The organism is Streptomyces sp. MI02-7b, from assembly GCF_033793585.1.
GTDB lineage: Bacteria > Actinomycetota > Actinomycetes > Streptomycetales > Streptomycetaceae > Actinacidiphila.
In genome coordinates, this window is sequence record NZ_JARAWX010000010.1 from 181,206 (window position 1) to 198,262 (window position 17,057).

Annotated in this window: 19 protein-coding genes; 13 read left to right on the forward strand and 6 right to left on the reverse strand. The window is 71.9% G+C overall.

What is annotated here, in order from left to right; genetic code table 11:
- Positions 1-182 precede the first annotated feature (182 nt).
- The 10 genes from sufD (at position 183) to dapD (ending at position 7,912) form a co-directional block, all read left to right on the forward strand.
- Positions 183-1,358, forward strand: a complete 1,176-nt coding sequence (gene sufD / locus PV364_RS18755; protein ID WP_319661205.1) for a Fe-S cluster assembly protein SufD — start codon at positions 183-185, stop codon at positions 1,356-1,358.
- Positions 1,355-1,684, forward strand: a complete 330-nt coding sequence (locus tag PV364_RS18760; protein WP_319661206.1) for a bifunctional 3-phenylpropionate/cinnamic acid dioxygenase ferredoxin subunit — start codon at positions 1,355-1,357, stop codon at positions 1,682-1,684. Before sufD ends, PV364_RS18760 begins: the two co-directional genes overlap by 4 nt.
- A gap of 7 nt (positions 1,685-1,691) precedes the next feature.
- Positions 1,692-2,456 carry a Fe-S cluster assembly ATPase SufC gene (gene sufC / locus PV364_RS18765; RefSeq protein ID WP_319661207.1) on the forward strand — a complete coding sequence of 255 codons (765 nt, stop codon included), beginning with the start codon at positions 1,692-1,694 and terminating at the stop codon, positions 2,454-2,456.
- Positions 2,453-3,712: a cysteine desulfurase gene (locus PV364_RS18770; RefSeq protein WP_319661208.1), complete on the forward strand. Its 1,260-nt coding sequence runs from the start codon at positions 2,453-2,455 to the stop codon at positions 3,710-3,712. Before sufC ends, PV364_RS18770 begins: the two co-directional genes overlap by 4 nt.
- 17 nt (positions 3,713-3,729) lie before the next feature.
- Positions 3,730-4,194, forward strand: a complete 465-nt coding sequence (sufU, locus tag PV364_RS18775) for a Fe-S cluster assembly sulfur transfer protein SufU (RefSeq protein WP_319661209.1) — start codon at positions 3,730-3,732, stop codon at positions 4,192-4,194.
- Entirely contained in the window at positions 4,191-4,532 is a 342-nt protein-coding gene (locus tag PV364_RS18780; RefSeq protein WP_319661210.1) for a metal-sulfur cluster assembly factor, read from the forward strand. Before sufU ends, PV364_RS18780 begins: the two co-directional genes overlap by 4 nt.
- Before the next feature lie 95 nt (positions 4,533-4,627).
- Complete coding sequence (locus PV364_RS18785) at positions 4,628-4,948, forward strand: multidrug efflux SMR transporter (protein ID WP_319661211.1); 321 nt, start codon at positions 4,628-4,630, stop codon at positions 4,946-4,948.
- Complete coding sequence (locus tag PV364_RS18790; RefSeq protein WP_319661212.1) at positions 4,948-5,502, forward strand: TetR/AcrR family transcriptional regulator; 555 nt, start codon at positions 4,948-4,950, stop codon at positions 5,500-5,502. The genes PV364_RS18785 and PV364_RS18790 overlap by 1 nt, the downstream gene beginning before the upstream one ends.
- A 105-nt stretch (positions 5,503-5,607) precedes the next feature.
- Complete coding sequence (locus tag PV364_RS18795) at positions 5,608-6,819, forward strand: MFS transporter (RefSeq protein ID WP_319661213.1); 1,212 nt, start codon at positions 5,608-5,610, stop codon at positions 6,817-6,819.
- A 100-nt stretch (positions 6,820-6,919) separates the two neighbouring features.
- Positions 6,920-7,912 (forward strand): 2,3,4,5-tetrahydropyridine-2,6-dicarboxylate N-succinyltransferase, encoded by a 993-nt coding sequence (dapD, locus tag PV364_RS18800; protein ID WP_319661214.1) that lies wholly within the window; start codon positions 6,920-6,922, stop codon positions 7,910-7,912.
- 225 nt (positions 7,913-8,137) lie between these two features.
- On the opposite strand, the gene PV364_RS18805 is transcribed toward dapD, so the two are convergent.
- The 5 genes from PV364_RS18805 to PV364_RS41280 form a co-directional block, all read right to left on the reverse strand.
- Positions 8,138-8,335, reverse strand: a complete 198-nt coding sequence (locus PV364_RS18805; RefSeq protein ID WP_319661216.1) for a hypothetical protein — start codon at positions 8,333-8,335, stop codon at positions 8,138-8,140.
- A gap of 745 nt (positions 8,336-9,080) precedes the next feature.
- On the reverse strand, positions 9,081-9,518 hold the full coding sequence (locus PV364_RS18810) for a hypothetical protein (protein WP_319661217.1): 438 nt from the start codon (positions 9,516-9,518) through the stop codon (positions 9,081-9,083).
- A 59-nt stretch (positions 9,519-9,577) separates the two neighbouring features.
- Positions 9,578-10,141, reverse strand: a complete 564-nt coding sequence (locus PV364_RS18815; protein ID WP_319661314.1) for a SigE family RNA polymerase sigma factor — start codon at positions 10,139-10,141, stop codon at positions 9,578-9,580.
- Between the two features lie 433 nt (positions 10,142-10,574).
- Positions 10,575-10,859: a hypothetical protein gene (locus tag PV364_RS18820; protein ID WP_319661218.1), complete on the reverse strand. Its 285-nt coding sequence runs from the start codon at positions 10,857-10,859 to the stop codon at positions 10,575-10,577.
- A gap of 295 nt (positions 10,860-11,154) precedes the next feature.
- Positions 11,155-11,487 carry a hypothetical protein gene (locus PV364_RS41280; RefSeq protein ID WP_415924573.1) on the reverse strand — a complete coding sequence of 111 codons (333 nt, stop codon included), beginning with the start codon at positions 11,485-11,487 and terminating at the stop codon, positions 11,155-11,157.
- A 256-nt stretch (positions 11,488-11,743) separates the two neighbouring features.
- Here PV364_RS41280 and PV364_RS18830 point away from each other — a divergent pair, with 256 nt between their 5' ends.
- On the forward strand, positions 11,744-13,273 hold the full coding sequence (locus PV364_RS18830; RefSeq protein ID WP_319661219.1) for a hypothetical protein: 1,530 nt from the start codon (positions 11,744-11,746) through the stop codon (positions 13,271-13,273).
- 133 nt (positions 13,274-13,406) lie between these two features.
- Entirely contained in the window at positions 13,407-14,873 is a 1,467-nt protein-coding gene (locus PV364_RS18835) for an alkaline phosphatase PhoX (RefSeq protein ID WP_319661220.1), read from the forward strand.
- A 68-nt stretch (positions 14,874-14,941) separates the two neighbouring features.
- Here the strand turns inward: PV364_RS18835 and PV364_RS18840 are convergent, their stop codons facing one another.
- A complete protein-coding gene (locus tag PV364_RS18840; RefSeq protein WP_319661221.1) occupies positions 14,942-16,186 on the reverse strand; it encodes a TerD family protein in 1,245 nt (414 codons plus the stop codon).
- Positions 16,187-16,242: 56 nt separating this feature from the next.
- Between PV364_RS18840 and PV364_RS18845 the strand changes: the two genes are divergently transcribed.
- Positions 16,243-16,974: an SDR family oxidoreductase gene (locus PV364_RS18845; protein WP_319661222.1), complete on the forward strand. Its 732-nt coding sequence runs from the start codon at positions 16,243-16,245 to the stop codon at positions 16,972-16,974.
- The last annotated feature ends 83 nt before the right edge of the window (positions 16,975-17,057 follow it).

Here is a 17,057-nt window from a genome sequence, read left to right on the forward strand (position 1 = left end):
CCAACTCCGGTACCCACGAATCGGTGCCCCTGCGGGGCCGTGAGCGAGCCGAAGGGCGCGCCGGTGCCGAAAGCGACGAGACCAAGCGAGGAACGAGCGCAGTGTCGAGGAGCGTCGGCACCGGGCCGAAGCGCCCGGAGGCGAGCGAACACAATAAGGCAGAAAGAGGCAGTAACACAGCCATGGCTGAAACCATCCCGGCCGCCGGTGCCACCACCGAAGGGGCCATCCAGGTCGGCCAGCCCCGGGACGCGCGGGTCAGCGCGCCCGCGTCCTACGACGTGGCCGACTTCCCCGTGCCGAACGGCCGTGAGGAGGAATGGCGCTTCACCCCGCTGGAGCGGCTGCGCGGTCTGCACGACGGCACCGCCGTGGCGACCGGTGGCGGCGTCAGGATCGAGGTGAGCGCCCCCGAGGGCGTTACCGTCGAGACCGTCGGCCGGGACGACGCCCGCGTCGGCAAGGCGGGCAAGCCGGTGGACCGGGTCGCCGCGCAGGCGTACAGCTCCTTCGAGAAGGCCGGCATCGTCTCCATCCCCAAGGACGCGGTGCTCACCGAGCCGGTGCGGATCGCGGTGCACGGCGAGGGCGGTGTGGCCTTCGGCCACCAGGTCGTCGAGGTCGGCGCCTTCGCCGAGGCGGTCGTGGTCCTGGACCACACCGGTGACGCCACCGTCGCCGCCAACGTCGAGTACCTGATCGGCGACGGCGCGAAGCTCACCGTGGTCTCCATCCAGGACTGGGACGACACCGCGGTGCACGCCGCCCAGCACACCGCGCTGATCGGCCGTGACGCGACCTTCAAGTCCGTCGTGGTCACCTTCGGCGGCGACCTGGTACGGCTGCACCCGCGGGTGGTCTACGGGGCCCCCGGCGGCGAGGCGGAGCTGTACGGCGTGTACTTCACCGATCGCGGCCAGCACCAGGAGCACCGCCTCTTCATCGACCACGACACCCCGCACTGCCGTTCCAACGTGGCCTACAAGGGCGCGCTGCAGGGCCAGGACGCGCACGCGGTGTGGATCGGCGACGTGCTCATCCGCGCCGAGGCCGAGGGCACGGACACCTACGAGCTCAACCGCAACCTGGTGCTCACCGACGGCGCCCGGGTCGACTCCGTGCCGAACCTGGAGATCGAGACCGGCGAGATCGTCGGCGCCGGCCACGCCTCGGCGACCGGCCGGTTCGAGGACGAGCAGCTGTTCTACCTGATGGCCCGCGGCATTCCGGCCGACGAGGCCCGCCGGCTGGTCGTGCGCGGCTTCTTCGCCGAGCTGATCCAGCAGATCGGCGTGGCGGACCTGGAGGAGCGCCTGCTGGAGAAGATCGACGCGGAGCTGGAGGCGTCCGTCGTATGACCACCCCTGGAGGCTTCGTCCGCGTCTGCGCGCTGAGCGAGCTGGAGGAGGACACGCCGAGGCGTGTCGAGCTCGACGGCGTTCCGGTGTCGGTCGTCCGCACCGAGGGCGAGGTGTTCGCGATCAACGACATCTGCTCGCACGCGAACGTCTCGCTGTCCGAGGGCGAGGTGGAGGACTGCCAGATCGAGTGCTGGCTGCACGGCTCGTCCTTCGACCTGCGCACCGGCAAGCCGTCCGGGCTGCCCGCCACGCGGCCCGTCCCCGTATACCCCGTACAGATCCAAGGGGACGATGTGCTCGTCTCCGTCACCCAGGAGTCCTGAGGCACCCATGGCAACGCTTGAGATCCACGACCTGCACGTTTCCGTCGAGGCCGAGGGCGGTCCGCGCGAGATCCTCCGCGGCGTCGACCTGACCGTGAAGCAGGGCGAGACGCACGCCATCATGGGCCCCAACGGCTCCGGCAAGTCGACCCTCGCCTACTCGCTGGCCGGGCACCCGAAGTACACCGTCACCGGTGGCACCGTCACCCTCGACGGCGAGGACGTGCTGGCCATGTCCGTCGACCAGCGGGCCCGCGCGGGCGTCTTCCTCGCCATGCAGTACCCCGTCGAGGTGCCCGGCGTCTCGGTCTCCAACTTCCTGCGCACCTCGGCCACCGCCATCCGCGGCGAGGCCCCCAAGCTGCGCACCTGGGTGAAGGAGGTCAAGGAGGCCATGGAGCGCCTGCACATGGACCCCGCCTTCGCCGAGCGCAACGTCAACGAGGGCTTCTCCGGCGGTGAGAAGAAGCGCCACGAGATCCTCCAGCTCGAACTGCTCAAGCCGAAGATCGCGATCCTGGACGAGACCGACTCCGGCCTGGACGTCGACGCCCTGCGCGTCGTCTCCGAGGGCGTCAACCGCGTGCGCGAGAGCGGTGAGGTCGGCACGCTGCTGATCACCCACTACACGCGCATCCTGCGCTACATCAAGCCCGACTACGTCCACGTCTTCGCCGCGGGCCGGATCGCCGAGTCCGGTGGCCCCGAGCTGGCGGACAAGCTGGAGGCCGAGGGCTACGAGGCCTACACGAAGGGAGGCGTATCCGCGTGACACCGCAGCTGCCGGGCCTGCTCGACACCGAGGCCATCCGCAAGGACTTCCCGGTGCTCGACCGGCTCGTCCACGAGAGCAAGAAGCTCGTCTACCTGGACAACGCGGCGACCTCCCAGAAGCCGCGCCAGGTCCTGGACGCCCTGAGCGAGTACTACGAGCGCTACAACGCCAATGTCCACCGTGGCGTGCACACGCTCGCCGAGGAGGCCACGGCGCTGTACGAGGGTGCCCGCGACAAGATCGCCGCCTTCATCAACGCTCCCAGCCGCGACGAGGTCATATTCACCAAGAACGCCTCGGAGTCGCTGAACCTGGTCGCCAACATGCTGGGCTGGGCCGACGAGCCCTACCGCGTGGACCGCGACACCGAGATCGTCATCACGGAGATGGAGCACCACTCCAACATCGTCCCGTGGCAGCTGCTCTCGCAGCGCACCGGTGCGCAGCTGAAGTGGTTCGGGCTGACCGACGACGGCCGGCTCGACCTGAGCACCATCGAGCAGGTCATCACCGAGAAAACGAAGATCGTCTCCTTCGTGCTGGTCTCCAACATCCTGGGCACGATCAACCCGGTCGAGGCGATCGTGCGCCGCGCCCAGGAGGTCGGCGCCCTGGTGCTGATCGACGCCTCGCAGGCCGCGCCGCACATGGTGCTGGACGTGCAGGCGCTCCAGGCCGACTTCGTGGCCTTCACCGGTCACAAGATGCTCGGCCCGACCGGCATCGGCGTGCTGTGGGGCCGCCAGGAGCTGCTGGAGGACCTCCCGCCGTTCCTGGGCGGCGGCGAGATGATCGAGACCGTGTCGATGCACTCGTCGACCTACGCGCCCGCGCCGCACAAGTTCGAGGCGGGCACGCCCCCGATCGCCCAGGCGATCGGCCTCGGCGCGGCCGTGGACTACCTGTCGGCCCTGGGCATGGACAAGGTCGAGGCGCACGAGCACGCCCTCACCGCGTACGCGCTGCGCCGGCTGAAGGAGGTGCCCGAGCTGAAGATCATCGGCCCGGACACCCCCGAGGGCCGCGGCTCCGCGATCTCCTTCACCCTGGGTGACATCCACCCGCACGACGTGGGCCAGGTCCTGGACGAGCACGGCATCGCCGTGCGCGTCGGACACCACTGCGCGCGGCCGGTCTGCCTGCGGTACGGAATTCCCGCGACCACGCGAGCGTCGTTCTATCTGTACTCCACCCCGGCCGAGGTCGACGCGCTGGTCGAGGGCCTGGAGCACGTACGGAACTTCTTCGGCTGAGGACGGACGGCGAGCCTGTGAAGCTGGATTCGATGTACCAGGAAGTCATCCTGGACCACTACAAGAACCCGCACGGACGGGGCCTGCGCGACGGCGATGTCGAGGTGCACCACGTCAATCCGACGTGCGGCGACGAGATCACGCTGCGCGTGCGGCTGGACGGCACGTCCATCCAGGACATCAGCTACGAGGGCCAGGGCTGCTCCATCAGCCAGGCCAGCGCCTCCGTGCTCAACGAACTCCTGGTCGGCCGGCAGGTCGACGAGGCGGTGAAGGTCCAGGAGGTCTTCCTGGAGCTGATGCAGTCCAAGGGCAAGCTGGAGCCCGACGACGCGATGGAGGACGTTCTGGAGGACGCGGTCGCGTTCGCCGGCGTCTCCAAGTACCCGGCGCGCGTGAAGTGCGCCCTGCTGAGCTGGATGGCGTGGAAGGACGCCACCGCCCAGGCTCTGGGCGATGGCGCGGCGAGGGAGTCCGCATGAGCGACAACGCAGAAGTCATGACCACGAAGCCGGCGAGCGAGGAGGAGATCCGCGAGGCCCTCTACGACGTCGTCGACCCCGAGCTGGGCATCGACGTCGTCAACCTCGGGCTGATCTACGGCATCCACATCGACGACACCAACGTCGTCACCCTCGACATGACGCTCACGTCCGCGGCCTGCCCGCTGACCGACGTCATCGAGGACCAGGCCAAGTCGGCCACCGAGGGCATCGTCAACGACCTCAAGATCAACTGGGTCTGGATGCCGCCGTGGGGCCCCGACAAGATCACCGACGACGGCCGCGAGCAGCTGCGCGCGCTCGGCTTCAACGTCTGACCCGCGCGGGACCGCGACGGCGGGGCGCCACTCCTCGGAGTGGCGCCCCGCCGTCGTATGTACGGGCGTACGCATCGATGTGTACGCTCGTACACATGGCATACGCATTGCTGGGCGGCGCGATCCTCGCCGAAGTGCTCGGGACGACCTCGATGAAGTACAGCGACGGCTTCACCAGGCTGTGGCCGTCGCTGGGCACGGCCGTCGGCTACCTCATCGCCTTCGCGTTCCTGGCGCAGACCCTCAAGACCCTCTCCGTCGGCACCGCCTACGCCATCTGGTCCGGGGTCGGCACCGCGGCCATCGCCGGCATCGGCATGGTCTTCCTCGGGGAGGCCGCGACCGCGGCCAAGCTGACAGGGGTCGTCCTGGTCATCGCCGGAGTCGTGGTGCTCAACCTCGGCGGCGGCCACTGATGGTCCGCCGGTACGACCCCGACCGCCGCCAGCGCATCATCGACGCCGCGATCCGGGTGGTCGGCGACCGCGGCATCGCGGGGCTCGGCCACCGCGCGGTGGCCGCCGAGGCCGATGTGCCGCTCGGCTCGACCACGTACCACTTCGCCACCCTCGACGACCTGCTGGTGGCAGCGCTGGCGCAGTGCAACGAGACGTACTTCCGGGAGGCCGAGGAGCGCGCCCTGTTCTCCGGCCCCGACGGCGACCTGGCCGCGGAGCTGGCCCGGTTCGCCGAGGAGGCGGTCACCCGGGACCGCCCCCGTGCGCAACTGGAGTACGAGCTCTACCTCGCCGCACTCCGCCACGAGGCGGTACGCCCGGTCGCCGCGGAGTGGGTGGACCGCATGGCCGGCCTCCTGGCCCGCAGGACCGACCCCGTCACCGCCCGCGCGCTGGCCGCGCTCGTCGACGGGATGTGCCTCCAGGCCCTGCTCACCGGCCGGGACATCGACCGCGAGGAGGCGCGTGCGATCTTCGCACGGGTCATCGGCGCACCGGATCGGACCCGCTGACCTATACCGGACGCGACCTGATCCGGCACCGCCCCCCGCGGCATTCGTGTCTTCAGGTGATCGATTCTTGTAGAGCGTCGATCGGAGGACAGTATGAAACAGGCGATGAAGGACATACCGAAGGTGGTGTGGCTCCTCGCGACCGGAATGTTCTTCGTCGCGGCGGTGAGTTTCACCTTCGTCTACCTCTTCGTCTACCTGACGGGCCCCCGCGGACTCAGCACCTCCCAGGCCGGCCTGATCGCCGGCGCCGGAGGCATCGGCATGGTGGCGGGCAATTTCAGCGGCGGCTGGTTCGGCGACCGCTTCGGCCACCGGCGCACGCTGATCACCGGCATGGTCGTGTCCGGTCTCGGCCTCGCCGCGCTGCCCGTGATCCCGACCGGCGCCCTCGCGATCGTCTTCCCGCTGGCCCAGTACGGCACCGGCGTCACCCGCGCCTCCAACTCGGCGCTCATCGCCTTCTCCGTCCCCGAGGGCTCCCGGAGGCAGGGTTTCGCCCTGCTGCGCTTCATGGCCAACCTCGGCGTCACCGTCGGCCCCCCGCTCGGCGCGCTGATCGCCGCCACCACCTCGTACGGCTGGCTCTTCGTCGCCGACGGCCTCGGCATGCTGGCGTTCGGTGTCTACGCGCATTTCATCCTGCCCGCCAACGGCAACCACCGGGCGAAGAGCAGGCCCCCCGCCGACGCCCCCGGCCTGTGGGCGGCGCTGCGCGCCAAGCCCGCGGTGCTCCTGCTGCTCGTCGCGATCCTGGTCGCCGACACCATCTACCGCCAGCAGTACTCCACCCTGCCGGTGTTCCTGTCCGACCACGGCATCGGCACCGGGGTTTACGGCGCGCTCATCGCCATCAACGGCGGCCTGGTCATCCTCTTCGAGCTGCCCGTCACCGTCGCGCTGCGCCGCCGGGCGCCGCTGCCGATCATCGCCCTCGGCATGGTGCTCGTGGGCGCCGGATTCGGCGTGCTCTCGGCCGGCCGCTGGTACATCGCCATCGGGGTCGTGATGATGATCCTGCTCACCGTCGGCGACATCCTCTACAAGTCGCCCTCCACCGCGTACGTCGCCGACAACGCCCCCGACCACCTGCAGGGCCGCTTCCAGAGCATGTACGCCGGCGCCTCCATCAGCGGCGTCGTCCTGGCCGCCCCACTGGGCGGCGTCCTGTACGAGAAGGCGCCCGGCGCCCTGTGGCCGCTGTGCGCCGTGCTCGGCATCGCCGCCGGTCTCGTCGTCTACGCCGCCCACCGGATGCCGGGCGAGCGGGCCGCCGCCGCGGAGCCCGACGCGGTCACGGCGACGACGCAGTCCTGATCGGGCAGGGCGCCGGGCTCCGGCGGCCCGGCCCGCTCCGACCGGTCCGGATGGCGGGCCGGTTGGGCAGGCGGGGGGACCAGCGACTAGCGTTCGACGCATGACTGACTCGACCGCCATCTCCCGCGCCACCGGTGCCGTTGCCGCAGGCCTCGCCACGATCGCCGACGACGGGACCGTTCTCGACACCTGGTTCCCCGCGCCCGAGCTCATGACGGCGCCCGGCCCCGCGGGGACGGAGCGGCTCAGTGCCGAGCAGGCGGCCGAACTGCTGGGCGAGAACGCCCCGAAGGCGCTCGGACCCGACCCGCGCCGTGGCGTCGAGGTCGTCGCGGTCCGCACGGTGATCGCGTCGACCGAGGACAAGCCGCTGGACGCCCACGACGCGTACCTGCGCCTGCACCTGCTCAGCCACCGCCTGGTGACGCCCAACGGCCAGAACCTGGACGGCATCTTCGGGCTGCTCGCCAACGTCGTGTGGACGTCGCTGGGGCCCGTCCCGGCCGGCAACATCGAGCGCGCCCGCCTCGCCGCCCGCGCCGAGGGGCTGCACCTGTCCGTCTACGGTGTCGACAAGTTCCCGCGGATGACCGACTACGTCATCCCCTCCGGCGTCCGCATCGCCGACGCCGACCGCGTGCGCCTCGGCGCGCACCTCGCCTCCGGCACGACCGTGATGCACGAGGGCTTCTGCAACTTCAACGCCGGCACGCTCGGCACCTCCATGGTCGAGGGGCGCATCAGCCAGGGCGTCGTCGTCGGCGACGGCTCCGACATCGGCGGCGGCGCCTCGATCATGGGCACCCTGTCCGGCGGCGGCAAGCAGATCATCTCCATCGGCGAGCGCTGCCTCCTCGGTGCCGAGGCGGGTATCGGCATCTCCCTCGGCGACGACTGCGTCGTCGAGGCCGGCCTCTACATCACCGCGGGCACCCGGGTCACCCTGCCCGACGCCACCATCGTCAAGGCCTCGGAACTGTCCGGCGCGGACAACCTCCTCTTCCGCCGCAACTCCACCACCGGCACCGTCGAGGTCCTTCAGCGCAAGGGCTCCTGGGGCGGCCTGAACGCGGTCCTGCACAGCCACAACTGACGGCCGGGCTGACCTGCTGCCGAGCTGTCGGCACTTGTCGACGTCGGTCGTCGCGGAGCGCCCTTCCACACGCCGGACGGCCCGGGAGGGCGCGTGCCGCAGTCACCGGCCCCGTTCCCCCGGGTTGCATGCCCGACGGGTCGGCGCAGTCCCTGCGACTCTCCCGGCTGCGCTCGCGCGGGAGCGCCCCGCGGCGCGTGGCTGCGGGGCGCTTTGCGAGGGGGGTCAGTCGATCTTCTGCCCGTCGTACGTTCCGCCCTTGCAGGTCCAGGTCGCCCAATCGACTGTTCCGCCGCCCTTCTCGCACTCACCCACGGTGGGGGCGGCGTGGGTGGCGGCGGTGGCGGTGGCGGCACCTGTGAGGCCGAGTCCGGCGAGGGCGGCCGTGGCGATGACGGCGGTGAGGATTCGTCGAATGCGCATGTGGTTCGCCTTTCACGCATTGCCTCGGATGGGACACCCTCAGCTTGATCTTCACCCATGTGGGTGGCGCGCCATGTTGCGCCATTCGGGTGACAACCCTGTGGGGTGCGGGGTCGGTGACGCGGCCCGCCGGACAGGCCCGGTGGGCGGTGCCGCGCGTGGCCGCCTCGCGGTCCCGTTCTCGGGGGATGGCCGGGTCCGGGCTGCCTGCGACGTGGCGGCACGGGCCCGGGCCACCGCCCGCGCCATGTGGCGTCACGCGGCCCGCACCGGCGGGACGGGCGGCGGATGACCCGACGGGATCACCGGGGCGGCGCGGCGGCACTCGAACCTATGGACGAATTCAAGCCGTCCCGAGCTGCTGCGGTCCGCGCGCCGGGTGATCGTGAGGCAGGGCGGGGCACCGAAGCCCCGGGCGATGAAGCGGGTTCCCAAGGAGCGGACCGCCTCCGTGAACGGCGCTCCGCCCCGACCGGGCCACTTCGGGCTCGGTGGCTGCCCCTTGCCCGCGCAACTGCTCGCCAGTGCGCGGCGTGCGCGAGATCCGAGGAAGAGGGCCTTCAGGCGGGATACGTAGCGGCCGGCTGCGGGGCGGACCTGCTCAACGGCCGGTCCGGGTGATCGGCACGGACGCGCATCGCCCAGGGGCGGACGCGTGGTGGAATGCGGGGGGTGGTGGCCCCGGTTCCGACGGGGCCACCACCCTCTGTGCCGCCTCTGTCCGGTCAGGCCGGTTCCGCCGGGGTCAGCGGTAGCAGGTGGTCACGAGGACCGTGTCACCGGCGTGGACGACCGTCGGGGCATGCGGCGACACCGCGACCACCGCGTCCTGCTGCTTCTTGCAGTCGGACATCCGGACCCGGGTGAAGGTGGGCGTGAGGTGGAAACGGACCAGCGCCACCCTGGCCCTCGCCGCGCTCGCGCCGGCCAGTTGCTCCTTGGCGGTCCTGCCGTCGCTGGTGCGGACGAGGAAGGTGGTGCTGTCGGCGCCGGTGCTCTCGGCCGCGGTCCGCACCGGGGTGTGCGAGCCGCTGCCGGCGGCCAGGGCGGTGCCCGCGCCGCAGGCCACGGCCAGGGCGGTGGCGATGCCCGCGATGGCGGTGGCGCGCTTGCGGCGAGCCCCGCGCTCGATGACGGCCGTGTCGAAGTGCGGCGTCTCGGCGGTGTTCACGAAGTCGTTCATGGCGTTCACCAGTTCCTGTTCGAAGAGTGTGCAGCCAGACGGCTGAGAATCGCGTGATCTCATCGGATTCCTTCCGTGGGCTGCTGCGGTGAAGGGCTGGAGAGTGCGGGGAACTGGCCTCTGAGCTTGTCGATGCCGCGAGCGAGCTGGGACCGCACGGTGCTGGGTGAGATCTTCAGGTCGGCCGCGATCTCGTCATCCGACAGGTCGTGGAAGTACCGCAGCACCACGACCGTTCGCATACGCATCGGCAGACCCTGGAGGGCCCGGACCAGTTGGTCCCTCGTGTCCACCTGCCCGTACTGGTCCCCAGGGGCGGCACGGTCGGCGCCGTCCTGGTGCGGGGCCGTGCGACGGAACCTCCGCCACCGGTCGTTGACCAGGTTCACCATGATCCGCCGCACGTAGGCCTCCGGAGCGTCCTTGGCGGCGATGGTGCGCCACTTGCGGCAGGCCCGCTCCAGGGTCTCCTGGACCAGGTCCTCCGCGGTCTCGCGGTTTCCCGTCAGGACGAGGGCCCCGCGGAACAGCACGGCCGACCGGGCGACGACGAAGTCGTGGAAGTCGTACTCCGACTCCGACTCAGACTCCGACTCCGCCGGCCCGGGCTCACTGATTCCGATACGGACATCGTGCTCGGTTGCCAGGTCCACATCCCCATCCCTTCCTGTCACCCCTCTCCGACGGGAAAGCGGTCCCGTGTGCTGCACGCGCATCGTGAGACCTGGGTCACAGTGCCGGGCCGCCGGAAGGAACGGGCCCGGCCGGGCGACCGGTGCGGACCGGGTCCGAGGCGGAAGGGGACGCCGTCCGTGGGGGCTGGTCGGGTCAGGGCGGGTTGACGTGGTCTCTGGGCGGACCGCCTGCTCGTCGGCAGGCCCCGGGCTCGGATGATGCCCAGGCTCGCCAGGACGCCGCGTCCCACAGAAGCGGCGGAGTCCGAGCCGCCGCTGAGCGGCGAGCCCCATGCGGGGTCGTGCCACGGGGCCTTCGCGGAGTGGTCGAGCAGGTGCCGCGCCGCGACCCGGGCGGTGTCCTGGGGTACGCCCACCGCGATCAGGGCGTCGCCAGCGCACCTGCCGCATCGTCGGGCAGGGCGTGGCCCCCGAGCCGGGGCCGCAACAGTAGGAGGCGGGCGGCCTGGTCCTGGACGCCCTCGGCCGAGGGGTCCGGGCTGTCGGCGACACGGACCAGTCCGGACCACGTCACGGAGGCTTCCTCGACGGGGTGGGCGCCGTGCCGGTCCCGGTGGGTCACCAGGTGGTCGACCCCGTGGTCGTCGGCACAGTTGCGGTGGACGATGACGACCGCGTGGCCGCCCGCGACCGGTATCCGGAACACCGGCCACCGGTCGGGGGCCGTGAGGACCTCCTCCAGGGCGTGACGTCGGCGCCGTCGTCGCCGAACCACTGCGGGACCGGGCGCTCGCCGTCCTCACCGTGACCGCACAAGCCCAGCAGGTGGTTCGACCAGAAACCCGGGAGGCCCACCAGTGGTTCCCCGGCGGCCGGCGGGCCGCCCTCGTATCCCTCGATCCGCACTCCGTCAGCCTGCCATCGCGCTGTATGGGGCAGTAGGTTCCGCGCAAGCGACGTGGTGGGCGCGGCCCTTGGGGGGCCGGGTGCCGCCCTGGTCCTCAGGCACGCCGACCGGGCGCCCCGCTCCGGCCGGGTCGGCCTGCGGGAAGGGGCGGTACCGCCGCCGGGACTCGTGCGGGCAACCGGTGTTCGACCGCGCGTCGCGGGTCCGGATCCGGCCGGGCCAGCAGCGGGTACCACTCGACGTCGAAGCGCGTCAGGCCCTCGACGGCGATGAACGCGGTGCCGTCGTCGGCGTCCACCAGCACGTGGTCCGGGCCGAGTTCGCCGTGGATCGGCAGCCGCGTGCCGCGTCGTCGAGGTCCCGGAGCGTGCCTCGACCTCAGCACCCGCGCGATGCGGCTGTCGCCGGTTGCCGGTCGTCGGCCCACTGGGCCTCCTCGACGGCGGCCACCCGGGCCGGGTCCCCGTGCGGGCCGTCGCGGAGAGCGACCTCCGGGAGGGCCCGGTGCCCCTCCCGCAGGGGAAAAGCAGGTGAGACGGTGTCAGGAACGTCAATCCGCAGGGGACGGTTGCGGTAACGGCGGGTGACGGACCGGGGAAGCGCGCCCAGGGGGCGCAGACGCGTCTAGGCTGGTGCTGCGCGCGAACGCGCCCCCCGAACACCGCTGTATTGGAGACCCCGTCATGGCCGCTGACCGCCTCGACCTGCCGCCCGTGAGGCTGCTGCCCGAGGACGAGCTGGCGCGGCTCGCGCTCGCCGTGCCGCTGCTGGACCGGGCGGTGCGCCTGGCCCGCTGGTCCGCGCCGCACGTGCTCGTGGACGCCATGGGAGAGCTGGCCGCGGAGGACCACGCGCGGGCGGTGCGGGAGCTGGGGCTGGAGGACACTCCGGACGGGCCCGCGGAGACGGCGCAGGCGTGGGGTGTCGCGGTCGACGCGGGTTTGGTGGACCTGGACATCGAGGAGCCGGACGACGACGCCCCCGCGGCGGAGCGGGCGGCGGCGCTGGACGAGCCGGCGGGTCGCGCGGTGCCCGGTGAGGCGCTGCGGGGCCTGGACGGGGGGACCCCGCGGGAGGTGCTGGAGCTCTGGCTCACCGCGGTGGAGACGGCGCTGTCCGAGGCGGCGACGCCCGACTTGGAGAGCCTGATGGACGAGCTCGGCCCGGAGGGCGAGATCGACCCGGAGACGCTGGACTGGGACCCGGAGGAGGAGGCCGAGTTCCTGGACGGCGCGCTGGCCAACCTCTACCTCTTCGGCGCCATGGAGGACGGCGGCGGTGAGGGGCAGGACGCCGTACCGCTGCCCGTGCTGGCCGCCTCCCTCGTCGTCCCGGAGGACGTGGAGGAGCCCAGCGACGACCTGCTGGAGGACGTCACCGAGGTGATGATGCGCCTCGACGACCACTTCCGGCTGCTGACCACCACCGGGCTGATCGACTACACGCCGCTGGACGAGGCGCTGATCGAGGAGGCGGAGTCCGAGGAGGAGTCCGGCGCCGCCCCGGTCGGCGTCGGTGACCTGCAGGAGATCGGGCCCGAGGAGGTCTCCCGGTACGGCCTGGTGCGGCTGACGCCGCTCGGTGTGTTCGGGGTGCGCGCCCGCATGCTGGAGGCCGGTGTGCACGCCCCTGCCGCCGGTGAGCTGGCGGAGGGGCCGGCGTCGGCCCTGCTGGAGGCGCTGTTCGAGTACCCGGACCACATCGCCCGCCGCGAGGCCGATCACTGGCTGGCCCGGCGCAAGCCGTACGAGGCGGCCCGCGAGCTGCTGGACGCCGCGCGCGGCGAGGACCGCAACGCGCCCGGCCGCCGGCTGGTGGCCCAGCAGACGCTGAGCCTGCTGGGGAACGAGGCCGAGCCCGCCCTGCGCGAGGTGCTGTCCGACCGTGAACTGGGCGGCCTGGCACGGGTGTGGCTCACGGAGCGGGACGCCGCGGACGTGCCCGCGCCCGACGAGGACATGATCTTCTGGCTGACCATCGACACCATCGCCGCCCAGCTCGACGCAGACGACGACCCCGAGCTGCTGCGCGAGCTCGTCACCGACCTGGTCGCCCGGCACGACGGCTTCTTCTCCGCGGCCTGGCGCGTCGACCACCCCGCCACGGCTGACGTCCTGGAGGCGATGGGCCGGCTGCACCCGGACAAGCGCCTGGCCAAGGACGCGCGCAAGGCGGCCTTCAAGGCGCGCTCCTCGGGGACCGCCGGGTCCTGATCCCGGCGGGCCGGCGCCCGAACGCCTCGGGGAATGGGCGGCGGAACGTCGCCCGCAGTTCAACTCCCGTTGGCCGCGGGGCGCGAACGTGAGGGGCGGCAGAGAAGAGACCTTGGGCCCGAGGAGAGTAACGATGCCGCTCACTCGCAGAGACTTCGCCAGGCGCACTGCCATGACGGGTGCCGGCGTCGCGCTGGCCGGGACCGTCGACGTTCTCGCGACCGCCCCCGGGGCCCTTGCGGCCGGGGCGCCGGAGACCGCCGGGGCGGCCGGGGAGTCCCGGCACCACGGGCAGCTGGGGTACGGCGAGCTGATCCCCGACCCGAAGGGCGTTCTGGCGCTGCCCGAGGGCTTCTCGTACCGGATCATCACCCGCACCGGCGTGACCACGCTGGAGTCCGGCGAGTCCACCCCCTCCAACCACGACGGCACCGCCACCTTCGAAGGTCTGCGCGGTGCCACGCTGCTGGCCAACAACCACGAGCTGGCCGGGGCCCGCGCGGACTGGCCGCACCCGGTGCCGCTGGCCGAGGGCCTGGTCTACGACTCCGGTGCCGCGGGCGGTGTGACCGTCGTCGAGGTCGCCAAGCACGGCGGCCACGTCGCGGAGTGGGTGGGCGTGGCCGGAACCGCCACCAACTGCGCGGGCGGCAGTACCCCGTGGGGCACCTGGCTGACCTGCGAGGAGACCGAGGACAAGGCCGGCACGCACGGGTTCTTGAAGGACCACGGCTATGTCTTCGAGGTCGACCCGTACGACCGCAGGGCCAACCGCGATCCCAAGCCGGTCAAGGCGCTGGGCCGTTACGCGCACGAGGCGGTCGTCGTCGACCCCAAGCGCGGCCACCTCTTCCTGACCGAGGACGCCTCGAACCCCAACGGCCTGCTGTACCGCTGGACCCCGCCGGCCGGTTTCCACCACGGCCGCGGCAAGCTGCGCGGCCTGTCGGAGACGGCCGGTGTGCTGCAGGCCTTCAAGTGCTTCGACTCCGGCGGCCGGTTCGTCGACGACCTCTCCCGCGCCACCAGGATCGGCACGGTCTACGGTGTGGACTGGGTGGACGTCCCGGAGCGCGACGCCAAGGTCACCTCGGTGCGCAAGCAGTTCGCGGCCGGCGCGGTCACCCGCGCCCGGAAGCTGGAGGGCATGTGGTGGGGCGACGGAGGTGTGTACATCGTCTCCTCCTACGCCCGTGAGGAGAGCCCGGGCACCGCGCACGACGGCGCCGTCTGGTTCTACGACCCCAAGCGCCGCACCCTGACCCTGAAGGTCCTGCTCGGCGTGAACCCGGACCCGTCGGCGGACGGCGCCTTCGACGGCCCGGACAACATCACGGTCTCGCCCTACGGCGGTCTGGTCATCGCCGAGGACGGCGAGGGCGTCCAGCATCTGTTCGGCGCCCTCGGCGACGGGCGGACGTACCCGATCGCCCGCAACGAACTGAACATCGGCACCGCGCAGGAGCCGGAGTTCAGCGAGTTCACCGGGGTGACCTTCTCGCCCGACGGCAGGACGCTCTTCGCCAACATCCAGGTGCCGGGCATCATGCTGGCGATCACCGGTCCCTGGCGGCGCCAGGGTCGAGGCGGTGCCTGCTGACCCCGAGTACTCCGCACCGAGGCGCCCGGCGGACCGTGCCGATCACGGTCCGCCGGGCGCCTCTGTGCTCACAGTGCCTTTGCGCCCGGCTTGACCATGCCCTTCACGGTGCGGGAGTCGACGAACTCGCCGAGTGCCGTCATCTCCCACTCGCCGGAGAACTGGCGGATGAACTTGGCCATCATCACGCCCGTGCGCGGCTCGGCGCCGGTCAGGTCGAAGCGGACCAGTTCCTCGCCGGTGGTGGCGTCCATCAGCCGGCAGTACGCCTTGGCGACCTGGTTGAACTTCTGGCCGGAGAAGGAGTTCACGGTGAAGACCAGTCCCGTGACCTCCGGCGGCAGCCCGCCGAGGTGGACGGTGATCGCCTCGTCGTCGCCCGCGCCCTCGCCGGTGAGGTTGTCGCCGGAGTGCTGGATCGCGCCGCCCAGGATCGTGAGCCGGCCGAAGTAGCAGGACTCGATGTGGTTGCGCTGGGGTCCGTACGCGATGACCGAGGCGTCCAGGTCGATGTCCTTGCCGCGGTAGGCGGGTTCCCAGCCCAGGCCCATGCGGACCGAGGCCAGCAGTGGCTTGCCGCCCTTGACCAGGGAGACGGTCTGGTTCTTCTGGAGGCTGACCCGGCCCTTGTCGAGATTGATCTTGCCGCTGCCGGGCGGGGCCGCGGGCGGTGCGGGGGGCGCGGCGGGTGCCGGGGGAGCGGGCGGCTGCGGTGCCATGGAGGGCGCCGGGGGCGGGGGCGCCATGACGGGGGCCGGTGGTGCCTGGGGCGGTGCCTGCGGTGCCTGCGGAGCGGCGGCGGCCGCGGGTTCCTCGTCCACGCTGACGCCGAAGTCGGTGGCGATGCCCGCCAGGCCGTTGGCGTACCCCTGGCCGACCGCGCGGGCCTTCCAGGCCCCGGCGCGGCGGTAGATCTCGACCACGACGAGGGCGGTCTCGGTGCTGAGCTGCGGCGGGGTGAAGGTGGCGATCACGGCGCCGGTGTCCGCGTCGCGGACCGTCGCGGTGGGCTCGGTGCCCGCGAAGGTCGCCCCCGCGGCGTCGGGGCTCGCCGTCACGACGATCTTCTCGATGTCCGCCGGGACGGCCGCGGTGTCCACCGTGATCGCGTCGGGGGACGCACCGCCACCGGACCGGTGGGTGACACCGGGGCCCGAGGGCTGGTTGTAGAAGACGAAGTCGTCGTCGGAGCGCACCTTGCCGCTGGCGGCGATCAGCAGGCCCGACACGTCCAGCCGCACGGGCGCGGAGACCTCCACTGCCACGCGCGCTGCGGAGAGCGGCACATTCGAGCCGGGTGTCATAGCGGTCATGTTCCGCTTAACGATCGTTCCGGGTTTACGGTTCCATTACCGAACGGAGTTTTCACGTGTCACGCATTGTGGTGATCAGCGGGGGCGGAACGGGCATCGGCCTGGCCGTCGCGGAGGCCTTCGCCGGCGGCGGGGACCAAGTGGTGCTGATCGGCCGCCGCAAGGAGGTGCTGGACGCCGCGGTCGAGCGGCTGGGCGGCCGGACGGCCCTGGCCCTGCCCGCGGACCTCACCGACGAGTCGGAGGCGGAGCGGGTCCACGACGTGCTCGCCGAACGCTTCGGGCGGGTGGACGTCCTGGTCAACAACGCGGGCGGCAACGTCGCCCTGAGCGCGGGCGAGCAGACCCTCGCCGAGGTGTGGGCGGGCAACTTCCGGGCGAACGTCCTGACCGCGGTCCTGCTCACCGAGGCGCTGCGCGACCTGGTCGCCGACGACGGCCGGGTGCTGCTGCTCAGCTCCCTCGCGGCGATCCGGGGCGGCGGCTCGGGTTCCTACGGCGCCGCGAAGGCGGCCCTGCACCCGTACGCCTACGACCTGGCGGCGGAACTGGGCGGCCGGGGCGTCACGGTCAACGTGATCGCTCCCGGCTTCGTCGACGACACCGAGTTCTTCGGCGGCCGGATGACGGACGAGCGGCGGGCGGTGCTGGTCGGCCAGACGCTGAACGCCCGGGTCGGGGTCCCGCAGGACGTCGCCTCCCTCGCGCACTGGCTGGCCTCCCCGGGAGCGGCCCACATCACCGCGCAGATCCACCAGGTCAACGGCGGTGCCGAGCGCGGCCGCTGACCCCGCGGAGACCTGTTCCGGCCGTGTGGCCAGTGGTGGGCGCGGCGCCATCCACCGCCGTGACGCGGAAGCGGGCCGCGTCC